Source organism: Bradyrhizobium sp. 62 (genome assembly GCF_023073035.1).
Taxonomy (GTDB): Bacteria; Pseudomonadota; Alphaproteobacteria; order Rhizobiales; family Xanthobacteraceae; genus Bradyrhizobium.
The window spans coordinates 39,801-54,096 of sequence record NZ_JADPIT010000029.1 but is presented as its reverse complement, the minus strand read 5'-3'; the positions used below and the strand labels follow the sequence as shown (position 1 = coordinate 54,096).

19 protein-coding genes and 1 riboswitch are annotated in these 14,296 nt (G+C 64.3%); of the genes, 11 read left to right on the top strand and 8 right to left on the bottom strand.

Features of this window, described 5'->3' with window-relative positions; genetic code table 11:
* Positions 1–94 precede the first annotated feature (94 nt).
* On the top strand, positions 95–232 hold the full coding sequence (locus IVB47_RS26995) for a hypothetical protein (RefSeq protein WP_247465829.1): 138 nt from the start codon (positions 95–97) through the stop codon (positions 230–232).
* Positions 233–273: 41 nt separating this feature from the next.
* Here IVB47_RS26995 and IVB47_RS26990 read toward each other — a convergent pair whose 3' ends face one another.
* From IVB47_RS26990 to IVB47_RS26980, 3 genes are all read right to left on the bottom strand, one after another.
* The gene (locus IVB47_RS26990) at positions 274–420 is read right to left on the bottom strand and encodes a hypothetical protein (RefSeq protein WP_007596790.1); all 147 of its coding nucleotides are present in this window, start codon (positions 418–420) and stop codon (positions 274–276) included.
* Between the two features lie 198 nt (positions 421–618).
* Positions 619–1,101, bottom strand: a complete 483-nt coding sequence (locus tag IVB47_RS26985; RefSeq protein ID WP_247284324.1) for a MaoC family dehydratase — start codon at positions 1,099–1,101, stop codon at positions 619–621.
* On the bottom strand, positions 1,101–1,553 hold the full coding sequence (locus IVB47_RS26980; protein WP_247465827.1) for a MaoC family dehydratase: 453 nt from the start codon (positions 1,551–1,553) through the stop codon (positions 1,101–1,103). The genes IVB47_RS26985 and IVB47_RS26980 overlap by 1 nt, the downstream gene beginning before the upstream one ends.
* Positions 1,554–1,730: 177 nt before the next feature.
* Here IVB47_RS26980 and IVB47_RS26975 point away from each other — a divergent pair, with 177 nt between their 5' ends.
* A complete protein-coding gene (locus IVB47_RS26975) occupies positions 1,731–2,027 on the top strand; it encodes a DUF4282 domain-containing protein (RefSeq protein WP_007596805.1) in 297 nt (98 codons plus the stop codon).
* A gap of 47 nt (positions 2,028–2,074) precedes the next feature.
* Here the strand turns inward: IVB47_RS26975 and ychF are convergent, their stop codons facing one another.
* The 4 genes from ychF to IVB47_RS26955 all read right to left on the bottom strand — a co-directional run bounded on the left by ychF (position 2,075) and on the right by IVB47_RS26955 (position 5,059).
* A complete protein-coding gene (ychF, locus tag IVB47_RS26970; protein WP_247465824.1) occupies positions 2,075–3,172 on the bottom strand; it encodes a redox-regulated ATPase YchF in 1,098 nt (365 codons plus the stop codon).
* 5 nt (positions 3,173–3,177) lie between these two features.
* Complete coding sequence (gene pth / locus IVB47_RS26965; protein ID WP_007614831.1) at positions 3,178–3,783, bottom strand: aminoacyl-tRNA hydrolase; 606 nt, start codon at positions 3,781–3,783, stop codon at positions 3,178–3,180.
* 58 nt (positions 3,784–3,841) lie between these two features.
* Positions 3,842–4,522, bottom strand: coding sequence for a 50S ribosomal protein L25/general stress protein Ctc (locus IVB47_RS26960; protein ID WP_247465821.1), 681 nt, complete (start codon positions 4,520–4,522; stop codon positions 3,842–3,844).
* A 285-nt stretch (positions 4,523–4,807) separates the two neighbouring features.
* On the bottom strand, positions 4,808–5,059 hold the full coding sequence (locus tag IVB47_RS26955) for an accessory factor UbiK family protein (RefSeq protein ID WP_007596812.1): 252 nt from the start codon (positions 5,057–5,059) through the stop codon (positions 4,808–4,810).
* A gap of 169 nt (positions 5,060–5,228) precedes the next feature.
* Between IVB47_RS26955 and IVB47_RS26950 the strand changes: the two genes are divergently transcribed.
* From IVB47_RS26950 to IVB47_RS26915, 8 genes are all read left to right on the top strand, one after another.
* Positions 5,229–5,960, top strand: a complete 732-nt coding sequence (locus tag IVB47_RS26950; RefSeq protein WP_027565370.1) for a dienelactone hydrolase family protein — start codon at positions 5,229–5,231, stop codon at positions 5,958–5,960.
* Positions 5,961–5,974: 14 nt separating this feature from the next.
* Positions 5,975–6,820, top strand: a complete 846-nt coding sequence (gene lgt / locus IVB47_RS26945) for a prolipoprotein diacylglyceryl transferase (protein ID WP_247465817.1) — start codon at positions 5,975–5,977, stop codon at positions 6,818–6,820.
* Positions 6,821–6,841: 21 nt separating this feature from the next.
* Complete coding sequence (locus tag IVB47_RS26940; RefSeq protein ID WP_063993930.1) at positions 6,842–7,960, top strand: SAM-dependent methyltransferase; 1,119 nt, start codon at positions 6,842–6,844, stop codon at positions 7,958–7,960.
* Entirely contained in the window at positions 7,957–8,724 is a 768-nt protein-coding gene (gene pgeF, locus IVB47_RS26935) for a peptidoglycan editing factor PgeF (RefSeq protein WP_247465813.1), read from the top strand. Before IVB47_RS26940 ends, pgeF begins: the two co-directional genes overlap by 4 nt.
* A 113-nt stretch (positions 8,725–8,837) precedes the next feature.
* Positions 8,838–9,446 carry a hypothetical protein gene (locus IVB47_RS26930; RefSeq protein ID WP_247465810.1) on the top strand — a complete coding sequence of 203 codons (609 nt, stop codon included), beginning with the start codon at positions 8,838–8,840 and terminating at the stop codon, positions 9,444–9,446.
* A gap of 193 nt (positions 9,447–9,639) precedes the next feature.
* Positions 9,640–10,593: a ribose-phosphate pyrophosphokinase gene (locus IVB47_RS26925; RefSeq protein WP_007614838.1), complete on the top strand. Its 954-nt coding sequence runs from the start codon at positions 9,640–9,642 to the stop codon at positions 10,591–10,593.
* 132 nt (positions 10,594–10,725) lie between these two features.
* A complete protein-coding gene (locus tag IVB47_RS26920) occupies positions 10,726–11,754 on the top strand; it encodes a putative zinc-binding metallopeptidase (RefSeq protein WP_247465807.1) in 1,029 nt (342 codons plus the stop codon).
* Complete coding sequence (locus IVB47_RS26915; protein WP_247465804.1) at positions 11,751–12,785, top strand: ATP-grasp domain-containing protein; 1,035 nt, start codon at positions 11,751–11,753, stop codon at positions 12,783–12,785. The genes IVB47_RS26920 and IVB47_RS26915 overlap by 4 nt, the downstream gene beginning before the upstream one ends.
* Positions 12,786–12,861: 76 nt before the next feature.
* On the opposite strand, the gene IVB47_RS26910 is transcribed toward IVB47_RS26915, so the two are convergent.
* Positions 12,862–13,440 carry a 6,7-dimethyl-8-ribityllumazine synthase gene (locus IVB47_RS26910; RefSeq protein ID WP_247403882.1) on the bottom strand — a complete coding sequence of 193 codons (579 nt, stop codon included), beginning with the start codon at positions 13,438–13,440 and terminating at the stop codon, positions 12,862–12,864.
* Positions 13,441–13,516: 76 nt separating this feature from the next.
* Positions 13,517–13,676: riboswitch (FMN riboswitch) on the bottom strand.
* 410 nt (positions 13,677–14,086) lie between these two features.
* Here IVB47_RS26910 and IVB47_RS26905 point away from each other — a divergent pair.
* Positions 14,087–14,296 (top strand): YbjN domain-containing protein (locus IVB47_RS26905; RefSeq protein WP_247465801.1); only part of this gene is annotated, 210 nt, incomplete at its 3' end.

Here is a 14,296-nt window from a genome sequence, read left to right as displayed (position 1 = left end):
GGGGCACGACAGCGGAGGATTTTGAACTTCCCGCATCCACCCGGCGACTAACGCCAAGCGCTCTTGCCATCGCGGCCGGGCCTGGGGACATGTCATGGAAAGCATTCGGCCCGACACCACGGACCCGATACCGCTACAGCCCGCGCCGAACCAGTTCGGCACGATCATGTTGCGTTTTGTCGGATTGCTGGCGGTTGCGATCTCGATCTTGGCGTTCGTCTATAGCCGCTGAAGGCGGAGGCCGCGTTGCGGCCTCGCGGAGTTAACGAAGTCTTACCGGGCGGCTTCCACGGTCGAGGCTTCCAGGGTGTAGGCACCGTCGGCATAGCCCTTCACCACCATGCCCGCGACCAGCATCACGGCCAGCGTCGCGGTAGCAAAGATGAATCCGACCAGCTTGAGTGCGCCGCGGTCTGCCATGGTCCTCGTCCCCTGTACTCTGCCCAGTTCGTTCAAATAGACAGCGACAGGTTCATAATTGGTTAGCAACTCGATGGTTCCCCCAACTGCTTCGCGGGAAAACCATGTTGCGCAGGCTTATGGCAGCCACCCGGAATCGCGTCCATAGCGCGGGGGCAACACTCGCGCGCTGTTTTTGCCGTTCATCCTGGAACGAATCTAACCGCCGTTCGCACGCATCGGCACGAAAGCACTGGCGGTGATGGCGTAGACGTCCTCGCCGCGCTGGTTGGTGCCGGTGGTGCGCGCGGTCAGGATGCCCCAGCCGGGTCGCGAGGCGGAGCTGCGCTTGTCGATGGCGACGTTGACGTAGGTGACGATGTCGCCGGCGAGCACCGGCCTGATCCAGCGCAGGTCGCGAAAGCCCGGCGACGGACCCCACACCGCGACCTCCTCGCCGCGCGAGGCGGCTTCCCGCGCCAGACGCTGGCCGTCGGCGACAAGCAGGCTCATGCAGGCTGAGCCGACATGCCAGCCCGAGGCCGCGAGCCCGCCAAACAGCGAGTTCTTGCCCTCCTCCTCGTCAAGGTGAAAACGCTGCGGATCGAACTTTGCGGCGAATGTCTTGATCGACTCGGCCGTGAACGTATAGGCGCCGATCTCGCGGCGATGCCCAATCTCGATCTCCTCGAAAAACGGCATCAGACCGCTCCCTCGCGCCGCTTGATCAGGATCGGCGACGTCATCTCGCACAGCGCCTCACCCCTGGCGTTACGCACGGTGCATTTGAACTTGACGATGCCGAGCTCCGGTCGGCTCTTCGAGGTGCGGGCCTCCACGACGTCGACGTCGAGCATGAGGTCGTCGCCGGGTCTGAGCGGCGACAGCCAGCGCACCTCATCGACGCCGGGAGATCCCAGCGAAGCGGCGCGGGTAATGAAACCGTCGGCCATCATCCGCATCATCAGCGAACAGAGATGCCAGCCCGAGCCGGACAGGCCGCGCAGCATGCTTTTGCCGGCGGCCTCCTCGTCGAGGTGCATCGGCTGCGGATCGAACTCGGCGGCAAAGGCCAAGATCTCGTCGCGCGTGACATGGCGCGGGCCGAATGTTCCGAACCGGCCGGGCGGGAAATCTTCGAAGGTCAGGGTCATCTTGGGAAAGGTTTGAGGGAATGACAGATTGTGGCCGCACTTTGCGGCAATCTCAACCCGCCGGCCCGCATGGCTCGTGCTACATTCGGCGCACGGCGTTGGTCTTGAGTCGGATCGAGCAGGGGCCGCGATCCATTTGCAAGGCCCGACAACACCTGAATTGCCCTGGGGAGAGCAATGTTTTCATTCAGCGACCTGTTTCAATGGGACCGCTTCATCACGCCGACGATCATCAAGACCTTCTACTGGCTGGTGATCGCGCTGATCTGCCTGTTCGGCCTCTCCGGCATCTTCTCCGGCCTCGCGATGATGGCGATCAGCCCGTTCGGCGGCTTCCTGATGCTGCTGTCGTCGATCGCGAGCGTCGTCGTCGGGATCGTGTTCTCGCGCATCATCGCGGAGCTGATCCTGATCATCTTCCGCATCAACGAGCATCTCGGCGCGATCAGGGATCAGGGCGGCGGGGTACGGTGAGGCTTCCGTGTCCCGGACGGTGCGTCCGGGGCACGAACTCCAGAATCTTACGTGTTGAACCTGAAATGCATCACGTCGCCGTCGGCGACGACGTATTCCTTGCCTTCGAGGCGGAGTTTGCCGCAATCGCGGGCGCCGGCTTCGCCGCCGAGCGCGACGTAGTCCTCATACGCGATGGTCTCGGCGCGGATAAACCCCTTCTCGAAGTCGGTGTGGATCACACCGGCCGCGCCCGGCGCCTTGGTGCCGCGATAGATGGTCCAGGCGCGCGCTTCCTTCGGGCCCACCGTGAAATAGGTGATGAGGTCGAGCAGCGTGTAGCCGGCGCGGATCAGGCGGTCGAGGCCGGCCTCTTCGAGACCCAGCGTCTCCAGGAAGTCGGCGCGTTCGTCACGCGAGATGGTGGCGATCTCGGATTCGATTTTTGCCGAGATGACAACGGCAATGGCGCCTTCCTTGGCAGCCTGGTCCTGCACCGCCTTCGAGAACGAATTGCCTGATGCGGCCGAGCCTTCCTCGACGTTGCAGACGTAGAGCACGGGCTTGGACGACAGCAGGCCGAGCATGCCGAAGGCGCGCTCCTCCTCCGCCTTGGGCTCGACGAGGCGCGCGGGCTTGCCCTCGCGCAGCAGCACCAGGGTGCGATTGACGAGGTCGAGCTGCTCCTTGGCGTCCTTGTCGTTGCCCTTGGCCTTCTTGGACAGATTGTCGACGCGCTTCTCGAGGCTGTCGAGATCGGCGAGCATCAGCTCGGTCTCGATGGTCTCGATGTCGGCGAGCGGGGCGATCTTGCCCTCGACATGGGTGATGTCGGAATCCTCGAAGCAGCGCACGACATGCGCGATGGCGTCGACCTCGCGGATGTTGGCGAGGAACTGGTTGCCGAGGCCTTCACCCTTGGACGCGCCGCGCACGAGGCCGGCGATATCCACGAAGGTCAGCCGGGTCGGGATGATCTGGCCCGACTTGGCGATCGCTGCGAGCTTGTCGAGCCGCGGATCCGGTACCGCGACCTCGCCGACATTCGGCTCGATGGTGCAGAACGGATAGTTCGCCGCCTGCGCCGCGGCGGTCTCAGTCAGCGCGTTGAACAAGGTCGATTTGCCGACATTGGGCAACCCGACGATCCCGCATTTAAATCCCACGAGCGTTATTCCTTGCCGTTGTCGTCCTTGGTCAAAAATCCCTTCGCCTGCATGGCGAGGTGCACCCTGTTGGCGAAAGTCGCGTCGGTGCCTTTGGCAACCAGTGCCGCGTGCTCGGCCACCGCGTCGCAGAGCGTCGCCACCCAGTCGTTGTCGGCTTTGGCGAAGTCCGACAGCACGTGGCCGTGCACCAATTCCTTGACGCCGGGGTGACCGATGCCGAGCCGCACCCGGCGGTACTCGTTGCCGATATGGGCGGAGATCGAACGCAGGCCGTTGTGGCCGGCGATGCCGCCGCCGATCTTCACCCGCACCTTGCCCGGCGGCAGTTCGAGTTCGTCATGGAATACGGTGACGTCGCCCGGCGCGATCTTGAAGAAGCTTGCCGCTTCCTGAACGCTGCGGCCGGACTCATTCATGTAGGTCATCGGCTTGAGCAGGATCACGCGCTCGGTGCCGAGCGTGCCTTCCGAGGTCTCGCCCTGAAACCTGCGGCGCCAAGGCGCGAAGCCATGACGCCGCGCGATCTCGTCGACGGCCATGAAGCCGACATTGTGCCGGTTACGTGCGAATTTCGGGCCGGGATTGCCGAGCCCAACAAACAGTCGCATGACGCGGCGCGCCCCTCGCTCGGCGCGCGGTCAGGGACCGCGCGCCAGCTTTGAGAGATTACTTCTTCTTGTCGCCGCCGGCGGGAGCCTTGGCAGCCGGGGCCTTGGCAGCCGCTGCCGGAGCAGCAGCACCCGCAGCCGGAGCAGCAGCCGCGGCCTTCTGCTCTTCGGCGTAGCCGGACGGCGGCACGATGGTGACGAGAGTCGCGTCCTCGGCGGTCAGCGCCTTCACGCCGGCCGGCAGCTTGATGTCGGAGAGATGCAGCGAGTGGCCGATTTCGAGCGACCCGACGTCGGCCTCGATGAACTGCGGGATGTTCTCCACGCCGCACTCGAGCTCGATCGCGTGCGCAACGATGTTCACGGCGCCGCCGCGCTTCACGCCGGGCGAACCTTCAGCCTTCACCACGTGCAAGGGAACGCTGATGCGGATGGTGGCGCCTTCGCCGAGCCGCATGAAGTCGACGTGGATCGGGAAGTCCTTGACCGGATCGAGGTGGTAGTCGCGCGGAATCACGCGGTGCTTGTTGCCTTCGAGGTCGATGTCGACCAGCGTGGTCAGGAACCGGCCGGCGAGGATGCGCGAGCGCAGTTCGCGATCGTCAACCGAGATGGTCAGCGGGGGCTGGTTGTTGCCGTAGATCACTCCGGGCACTCTCCCGGCGCGACGCTCAGCCCGGGCGGCCCCCTTGCCGCTCTTCGGACGTGCGGTCGCCTTCAATTCCTTGACGGTCGCCATAACGTTAAGTCCTTGTTTTTGCAAAAGTTAATGGGCCGCAACGCGGCCCATGGCATACGCCGCAGCAAGCCTCCAGGGGTGCGGGGGCTGCGGACGTGGCGGGCTTTTACCCGGAAGACGCGGAAATGACAAGGAGAATGGGCTGCCGGAAGGTGTCGGTAGCCCGGACGGAGCGCAGCGTGATCCGGGACCTACGCCGCTGGAACACCCCGGATTGCGCGAAGCCTGTCATCGGGCGGCGCTTCGCGCCGACCCGTTGGCTCCATCCGGGCTACGATTCCCTCCCTACCCGCCGAGCTTGGCCTCCAGCGCCGCGATGCGCGCCTTCAGAGCCTCGTTCTCCTCACGCGCCAGGCGCGCCATGTCCTTGACCGCCTCGAACTCCTCGCGCTTGACCAGGTCCATGTCGCGCAGGAATTTTTCGGCCTGGGTGCGCATCACCGTGTCGAACTCGCGCTTGACGCCCTGCGCGGCACCGGCGGCATCGTTCATCAGGCGGCCGATCTCGTCGAAAAACCGGTTGTTGGTCTGGGTCATGTCGGTCTCCTGGCGGCTTTCGATGAACTCTGCGCGAACGCGCGGGAAGACAATGGCAATCCGTTTGGGCCGGTTCAAGGGCCGATCGGCGGTATCCTTGTCATGCCCCGGTTTCCTTGCAATCGTATTCAACGTCCCTGCATAAGAAGAATCACAAAAGGCGCTCGAGATGATCGACCAGCAGATCGCGATCCCCACCAAGGACGGTCACACCGCAACCTTCATCAGCCATCCCGAACGCGGCGGGCCGTTTCCGGTCATCCTGTTCTACATGGACGCGCCGGCGATCCGCGAAGAGCTGCGCGACATGGCGCGCCGGCTCGCGACATCGGGCTATTACGTGATGCTGCCGAACCTCTATTACCGTTCCGGGGTGATGGAGCTCGGCGCGCTGCCGGCCGATCCGAACGCGCCGGAGCGGAAGCGCATGTTCGCGCTGATGGGATCGCTCACGATCCCCATGATCATGGACGACACGCGCGCGCTGCTGACCTATGCCGAGGGCCAGGCGGCCGCGAACACCAAACTGATCGGCACCGTCGGCTACTGCATGAGCGGCCGCTACGCCGTCAACGCCGCCACGCATTTCCCCGATCGCGTCAAGGCCGCCGCCTCGGTCTACGGTACGCAGCTCGCAACCGACCAGGACGACAGCCCGCATCTCGCGGCAGCCAAGACCAAGGCCGAACTCTACTTCGCCTGCGCCGAGACCGACATCTACGCGCCCGCCGAGATCATCGAGAAGGTGAAGCAGGGCATGAGCGGCGCCAAAGCCGAAGTCGAGATCTATCCCGGCACCCATCACGGCTTCGCCTTCCCCAAGCGTCCGGTCTATCACCGCGACGCCGCCGAGCGGCATTGGGAGCGTCTGCTGGCGCTCTATCGCCGCAATCTCGTCTAGACATAGAAGGCGCGATGCCCTTTCTGCTCATCGACTTTCCCGCCTTCAAGCCGATCGCGATGGAGATCGGCCCGTTCGCGATCCGCTGGTATGCGCTGGCCTATATCTGCGGCATCGTGTTCGGCTGGCTCTATGCGCGCTCGCTCCTGAAGAAGGAGCGGCTGTGGGGCGGCCCGGCGCCGATGTCGCTGCTGCAGATCGACGACTTCATCCTGTGGGTCACGCTCGGCATCATCCTCGGCGGCCGCACCGGCTATGTGCTGTTCTACAATCTGCCCTTCTTCATCGACCATCCCGCCGCGATCTTCAGGCTGTGGGAAGGCGGCATGTCCTTCCACGGCGGCTTCCTCGGCTGCGTCGTCGCGGTGATGTGGTTCGCTCATCGCAACCGCATCTCGATCCTGTCGCTCGGCGACATCACCACCGCCGTTGCTCCGGTCGGGTTGCTGCTCGGCCGCATCGCCAACTTCATCAACGGCGAATTATGGGGCCGCGCCGCCGACCCGGAGCTGCCCTGGGCGATGATCTTTCCCAATGATCCCACCCAGCTGCCGCGCCATCCGAGCCAGCTCTACGAAGCCGGCATGGAGGGCATTTTGCTGTTCACGGTGCTTGCAATCATGATCCGCTTCGGCGCCCTGAAGCGGCCGGGCATGATCCTCGGCGCCTTCATCCTGATCTATGGTCTGAGCCGGATCGCCGGCGAGCATTTCCGCGAACCGGACGTCCAGCTCGGCTTCCTCTGGGGCGGATTAACCATGGGCATGCTGTTGTCGATCCCGATGCTTATTGTCGGCCTCGTACTTATTGTATTGGCAGTGAGGCGCGGTGCGCCCGAGCCCGCAGGGGCTATTCGTTAATTCCTTTTGAGAAGATAGGCCGTGACCGACCAGCCGTTACTCGACGAGATCAAGGCGCTGATCAAATCCTCAGGCCCCATGCCGGTCTGGCGGTACATGGAACTGTGCCTGATGCATCCGCGCTATGGCTATTACGTCTCGCGCGATCCGTTGGGACGAGAAGGCGACTTCACCACCGCGCCCGAGGTCAGCCAGATGTTCGGCGAGCTGTTGGGCCTGTGGACCGCCTCGGTGTGGAAGCAGATGGGGTCACCGCAATTCCTGCGGCTGATCGAGCTCGGCCCCGGCCGCGGCACCATGATGGCCGATGCGCTGCGTGCGCTCCGCGTGCTGCCGCCGCTCTATCAGGCACTCCACATCCACATGGTCGAGGTCAATCCGGTCCTGCGCGAGCGGCAGAGTGCGACGCTGTCGGGCGTGCGCAACATCGCCTGGCATGACAGCATCGACGACGTGCCGGACGGACCGAGCATCATCCTCGCCAACGAATATTTCGACGTGCTGCCGATCCACCAGATGGTCCGTCACGAGAACGGCTGGCACGAGCGCGTGATCGAGGTCGACGCCAACGGAAAACTTCAATTCGGCGCGGCGGCCGAGCCGACGCCGCGCTTCGAGGTGCTGCTGCCGCCTCTGGTACGCGCCGCGCCCGTCGGGGCCGTGTTCGAATGGCGGCCCGATGCGGAGATCATGAAGCTCGCCAGCCGCGTGCGCGACCAGGACGGCGCGGCGCTGATCATCGATTACGGTCATCTGCGCAGCGATGCCGGCGACACCTTCCAGGCGATCGCGCGCCACACCTTCACCGATCCCCTGAAGGCGCCGGGCCAGGCCGACGTCACGGCCCATGTCGACTTCCAGGCGCTCGCGCGCGGGGCGGAGGACGTGGGCGCCCGCGTGCACGGGCCGGTGACCCAGGGCGATTTCCTCAAACGCGTCGGCATCGAGACCCGTGCCGCCGCCTTGATGCAGAAGGCGGCGCCCGACGTCGCCACCGACATTTCAATCGCGCTCAAGCGCCTGACCGAAACCGGGCGCAGCGGCATGGGTTCGATGTTCAAGGTGCTCGGCATCTCCGAGCCGCGGTTGACGGGCCTTGCGGGACTCAGCGATCTCGAACGCGCCGGAGACGGTTCATGACGGTTGCCTCCTCGTTGCTGTCGGCAGTGCCGGGCCTGCGCCACGCCTTCTTCACCCGCGAGGGCGGCGTCTCGGGCGGCATCTATTCCGCGCTGAACGGCGGGCTCGGCTCCAACGACGATCAGGCCCTTGTCGCGGAGAACCGCCGCCGTATGGCCGAGCATGTCGGCGTCGCACCGGAACGCTTTCTCAGCCTGCACCAGATCCATTCGCCCGACGTGCTCGTGGCCGACGCTCCGTGGCCGAGCGGGCCGCGGCCGAAGGGCGATGCGCTGGTGACGAAGGTGCCCGGCATCGCGCTCGGCGTCTCCACCGCCGATTGCGGGCCGGTGCTGTTCGTCGATCCCGAGGCGGGCGTGATCGGCGGCGCCCATGCCGGCTGGAAGGGCGCGCTCACCGGCGTGCTGGAGCAGACCATTTCGGCGATGGAAAAACTCGGCGCATCGCGCAGCGGCATCATCGCCGCGATCGGCCCGCTGATCCGCCAGGACAGTTATGAAGTCGGCAACGAGTTCGTGGCGCGCTTCATCGAGGCGGATGCGGACAACGCCATATTCTTCATCCCGTCGGTGCGCGAGGGACACGCGATGTTCGACCTCGCCGGCTTCATCCGCAAGCGTCTGGAAGCCGCGGGCATCCTGATGATCGACGATCTCGGTCTGGACACCTACGCCGACGAACGCTTCTTCAGCTACCGCCGCTCGGTGCATCGCAAGGAGCCGGATTACGGCCGCCACGTTCACGCAATCGCGCTCGAAGCGTGAACACAAAGGCAACCCCGTGTCATTCCGGGGCGATGCCTGCGCGCGATGACAGTGGCCTGTGGCGCACCCGCCCTAGACCTTAATCGATTTTAACGATATCGCTGCCCTCCATAATGAGGGACGCGTCATTCATCTTGCGCCGCGCGGGTTCGCGCGTGCTGGCGGTCATGCTGCTGACGGCTGCGACCGCGCTTGGCGGCTGTGCCGGTGGCGGTGGTGCCGCGAACTCCTATGCGATGGCGCCGAGCTCCGGCGCGACAGTGGCGTTCGAATCGATCGACGGGCCGCCGCCGCAAGTGTTCGACCGCATGGTCGGCGTGCTCGACACCGAATCCAAGCTGCGCAGCCTGTCCGTGGTCTCCCGCGAGGGGACGGCGGCCTACCGCGTGCGCAGCTATCTCTCCGCCCAGATCGTGCGCGGCAAGACCGTGATCGCCTGGGTCTGGGACGTCTACGACGCCAACCAGCAGCGGGCGCTGCGGCTTTCCGGCGAGGAACCGACCGCGGCCAAGGGCAGCCGGGATCCCTGGAGCGCGGCCGACGACCTCGTGCTGCGGAAGATCGCCCAGGCCGGATTCAGCGGACTTTCCAACATGATCAACGGCACGCCGGATGCGCCGAACTCGGCTCCCGGCTTGCGCGGGCCGGCCGTGGCGAGCGTGATCCCGGAGGCTTCGGCGGCCGAGATGCCGGCCTCGGCGCTGGGCTATGCCGAGCGATAACCCCCGCGAAACCACGGCCCCAATTTCCGGCCAAACCGTTGGCCGGACTCGGGATTTCGCAGGGAAAACGTAGCGTCCCGGGTTGCCATTGCAGCCCCCGGCCTGATATTTCCTCGCCCGTCGTAACCGTGCTTCCAGTGGGTATTGTTTGATGTTGAACATCGTGTCCAGCAAAGCGCGGGAGGAAGCGTCCATGTCGGCCAAGAACGGCTCCATCAAGCTCGTCGCCGGCAACTCCAATCCGGCTCTCGCGCAGGCCATCGCGCAAGGTCTCGACCTGCCGCTGACCAAAGCGGTGGTACGGCGCTTCGCCGACATGGAGATCTTCGTCGAGATCCAGGAGAACGTGCGCGGCTCGGATGCCTTCGTCATCCAGTCGACCTCGTTCCCGGCGAACGACCATTTGATGGAATTGCTGATCATCACCGACGCACTGCGCCGCTCCTCGGCGCGCCGCATCACCGCGGTGCTGCCCTATTTCGGCTACGCCCGGCAGGACCGCAAATCGGGCTCGCGCACGCCGATCTCGGCAAAACTCGTCGCCAATTTGATCACGCAGGCCGGCGTCGACCGCGTCATGACGCTCGACCTGCATGCCGGCCAGATCCAGGGCTTCTTCGACATCCCGACCGACAACCTCTACGCCGCGCCGCTGATGGTGCGCGACATCAAGGACAAGTTCGACCTCTCCAGGACGATGGTGATCTCGCCCGACGTCGGCGGCGTGGCGCGCGCACGCGGCCTCGCCAAGCGCATCAACACCCCGCTCGCGATCGTCGACAAGCGCCGCGAGAGGGCGGGTGAATCCGAGGTCATGAACGTGATCGGTGACGTCGCCGGCTACACCTGCATCCTGATCGACGACATCGTGGACTCCGGCGGCACGCTGGTGAACGCCGCCGACGCGCTGATCGCCAAGGGCGCCAAGGACGTCTACGCCTACATCACCCACGGCGTGCTCTCCGGCGGCGCCGCCGCCCGGATCACAAACTCCAGGCTGAAGGAGCTGGTGATCACCGATTCGATCCTGCCGACGGATGCGGTGAGCAAGGCGCCGAACATCCGCACGCTGCCGATCGCCAGCCTGATCTCCGACGCGATCGCGCGCACCGCGGCGGAGGAGTCGGTGTCGAGCCTGTTCGACTGAGGTTTCTTACCTCGCCCCGCTTGCAGGGACAGGGAGCGTCTACGTCCCTCACGAGGCAGCCCCCGGGTTGTTGCCAACGACCGCCCATGACATCATCCGAATCCCGAGTCATCTCTGCTCTCTGGATGCCCGATGCCACGCCAGAAATTTGCCTGGGAGAAACTGTCGGATGACGAGTTGCTCAAGCAACGCCTCTCCAGCCTGAGGGTTACGGTCGAAGGCACCTGGCTCGAGGATTGCGTCAGCACGCTCTATGAGGAGCTGGAAGAACGGGATATCCGGCTGCGGCCGCACACCTGGATGTCGAGCGAATGGTTCAGTCCGGGCGGCGTTCCCGGCATCGCCATTCCGTTCTATCTCGCTCATCCCCGCCTGATGAAGCTCGAGAAGAAGATGATGTTCGACGTCGAGGGCGGAACATGGCGCGAGTGCATGGCCATCCTCCGTCACGAAGCGGGCCACGCGATCCAACACGGCTACCAGCTGCAGCGCCGGCGGCGCTGGCAGCAGCTGTTCGGCCCGTCGTCGAAACACTACCCGCGCTACTACCGGCCCAATCCGGCGAGCAGGCGTTACGTCCAGCATCTGCGGCTGTGGTATGCGCAGAGCCATCCGGACGAGGATTTCGCCGAGACCTTTGCGGTGTGGCTGCGGCCCCGTTCGAACTGGCGGACGCGATATGCTGGTTGGCCGGCACTGAAGAAGCTCGAATATGTCGACGAGCTGATGGGCGAGATCGCGGGAAAGCGGCCGCCGATCGCGACGCGGGAGCGTGTCGATACGCTGGGTCGGCTCAGCCAGACGCTCGAAGAGCACTACAAGAAAAAGCAGGCGTTCTACGCCTTCACACCCCCCAAGACCTACGACCGCGATCTCTCCCGGCTGTTTTCAGCCGATCCACGGCATCACCGCTCAAAGCCGGCTTCAGCCTTGATCAGGCGCCACCGCTCCCAGATCAGGCAACTGGTCGCGCGATGGACCGGCGAGAATCAGCTTACGCTCGATGCCGTGCTTGACGAGATGATCTCCCGTTGTCGCGAGCTCGATCTGCGTGCCGTCGGCCCTGAACAGAAGCTCGTTCTCGACTTCATCGTCCTCGTGACCGCCAAGACGATGCACACGATGTTTGGCCCGTCTCGACGAAAATGGATCGCGCTATGAGACGTCTCCGTATTCTGGTCCTCATGCATCCGGACTTCCTGCCTCCGGACTCCTCCGACGGATACAGCCCGCAGGAGATCAATGCGTGGAAAACCGAGTACGACGTGGTGAGCACCTTGCGTGCAGCCGGCCACGAGGTTCGACCGCTCGGCGCGCAGGAGGAAATCAGGCCGGTGCGCGAGGCGATCGAGGAGTTCAAGCCGCACGTGGTTTTCACGTTGCTGGAGGAATTCCACAACAACGTCGCCTTCGACCAGCACATCGCGAGCTATCTCGAGCTGATGAAGGTCCCTTATACCGGGTGCAATCCGCGCGGCCTGACCCTGGCCCGCGGCAAGGATCTGTCCAAGACGCTGGTGCATCACCGCCGGATCGCCGCGCCGGCCTTCGCTGTCTTCCCGATGCGCCGCAAAGTGAAACGCCCGACGCGTCTTGCGCTGCCGCTGATCGTCAAGAGCCTGAACATGGATGGCTCGTTCGGCATCTCGCAAGCCTCGATCGTCGACACCGACGAAAAGCTGGCCGAGCGGGTTGCCTTCATCCACGAGCGGGTCGAATCCGCCGCCATCGCCGAGCAGTTCATCGAGGGGCGAGAGCTTTACGTCGGCGTGCTCGGCAACAACCGCTTACGTGTTCTGCCGATCTGGGAGTTGAAATTCGGCAGCATGGGCGGCCGCTCGTCACGGCATATCGCCACTGAGAAGGCCAAGCACAACACCGACTATCAGGAGAAGGTCGGCATCGTCGACGGGCCTGCGAAGGATCTGGCGCCGGAAGTGACCGCCAGGATCCAGCGAGCCGCGAAACGCATCTACCGGGCGCTTGGCCTCGACGGTTACGCGCGCATCGATTTTCGTCTCACCGCCGACGGGACGCCGTATTTCATCGAAGCCAATCCCAATCCCGAGATCGCCAAGAGCCAGGAGTTCGCGACGGCCGCTCTACATGACGGGCTCAAATATCCGGCTCTCCTGCAGCGCATCCTGGCCCTCGGGATCAGCCGCGCCAAGGCAGGAGTGTCATTGGGGTGATGACGGCGACGATCGCCCCTCATCCTTCGAGACGCGCTTCGCGCCCCTCGGGATGAGGGATGGTCGTTGCGCTGCGTTACACGATTCCCGCGGCGACCTGGCCGCGCAGGCGTTCGAGCCCGAGCAACGTCTCCGCGCAGGCGGCCGCCACCTCGACGCCCTTGATCGCAAAATGCCTGCGGAAGAAATCGTAGTGCACCTCGGTCTCGTGGAATTGCTGCGGCGTCAGCACCGCGGAGAACACGGGCACCTCCGTGCGCAGCTGCACGTCCATCAACGCCTTGATCACGGTGTCGGCCACGAACTCATGGCGGTAGATGCCGCCGTCGACGACGAGGCCGGCCGCGACGATCGCGGTGTAGCGCCGTGTCTTGGCGAGGATCTGCGCATGGAGCGGGATCTCGAACGAGCCCGGCACCTCGAACACGTCGACGTGATTGAGGTGGCGCGCTTCTGCCTCCTTCACGAAGGCGATACGGGCCTCCTCGACCACGTCGCGGTGCCAGCAGGCCTGCACGAAGGCCACCCGCTGCGGTTTCGCGAAGCGCGGATGGTCGGGCGCCGGCTCGTGTGGAACCGGCGGTGGCGTTTGGGTTGGTTGGGATGTTTCGGCTTTGGAAGTTTGGACTTGGGTATCTTGCAACATCTGATTCATGGCTTTCCTCAGTTAAGGACCAGAATCAGGGCACACGGAACGACAAACAGCCGCATCCTGCGATGCGTCTGCCACCGACCGTTCTCTTTCATCCGGACTTTAACCGTCGGCCTCGGAGTTGCACCGAATCTGCTGACCCTTCCCCTCAGCAACAGACTTTGAGGAAGGCGCTCGCGGGCTTAGGCCTTACGGCCCTTACCGCCGGTGGGGACTTTCACCCCGCCCTGAGAACATGGGCCGCCCGGAATGAACGGCCTGACCGAAATATGACGCCGGTTGGGGGCCGCGGCAAGCGGGTTCCGCATGGGAAAACCGCATGGTCCCATGCCGCTATAGTGGTCCAGTCCGTACGCGGCGGAATTAACGATTGGCGGGCCATCGGCGAATCCGATTCCGGTTTGTTCTTTTCCGTCCGGCTCGGCCTCCCCCGCGTTAATAATTGTGGCGGAGATGAGCTGTGGACGAACGAGTCCTGACTTGTGGACGGACTCGGCAGCCAGTTGCGCAGATTCCGCAAATCACATCAGTTGATCCGCGACAAGCCCGCGCTGATCCGAACGGATCGCCTTACCAATATTAAGGGAGCGCGCGCCGGACCAACCGCGTGCGTATCAAAGACAACAAAAAGGCAAGAGGTCGAGACGGCATGTCCCTGCTCGAAGGCACTATCGATTCCAAAAACCATCCGCTCGCGGTGGTCGAGGATATCGCTGCCAGCAACAACTGGCCGTTCGAACGCTCCGGCGAAGACGAACTCACGATTGTCTCCAAGGGACAATGGACCGACTACCAGATCTCCTTCACCTGGATGGGCGAGATCGAGGCGCTGCATCTGGCCTGCGCGTTCGACATGAAG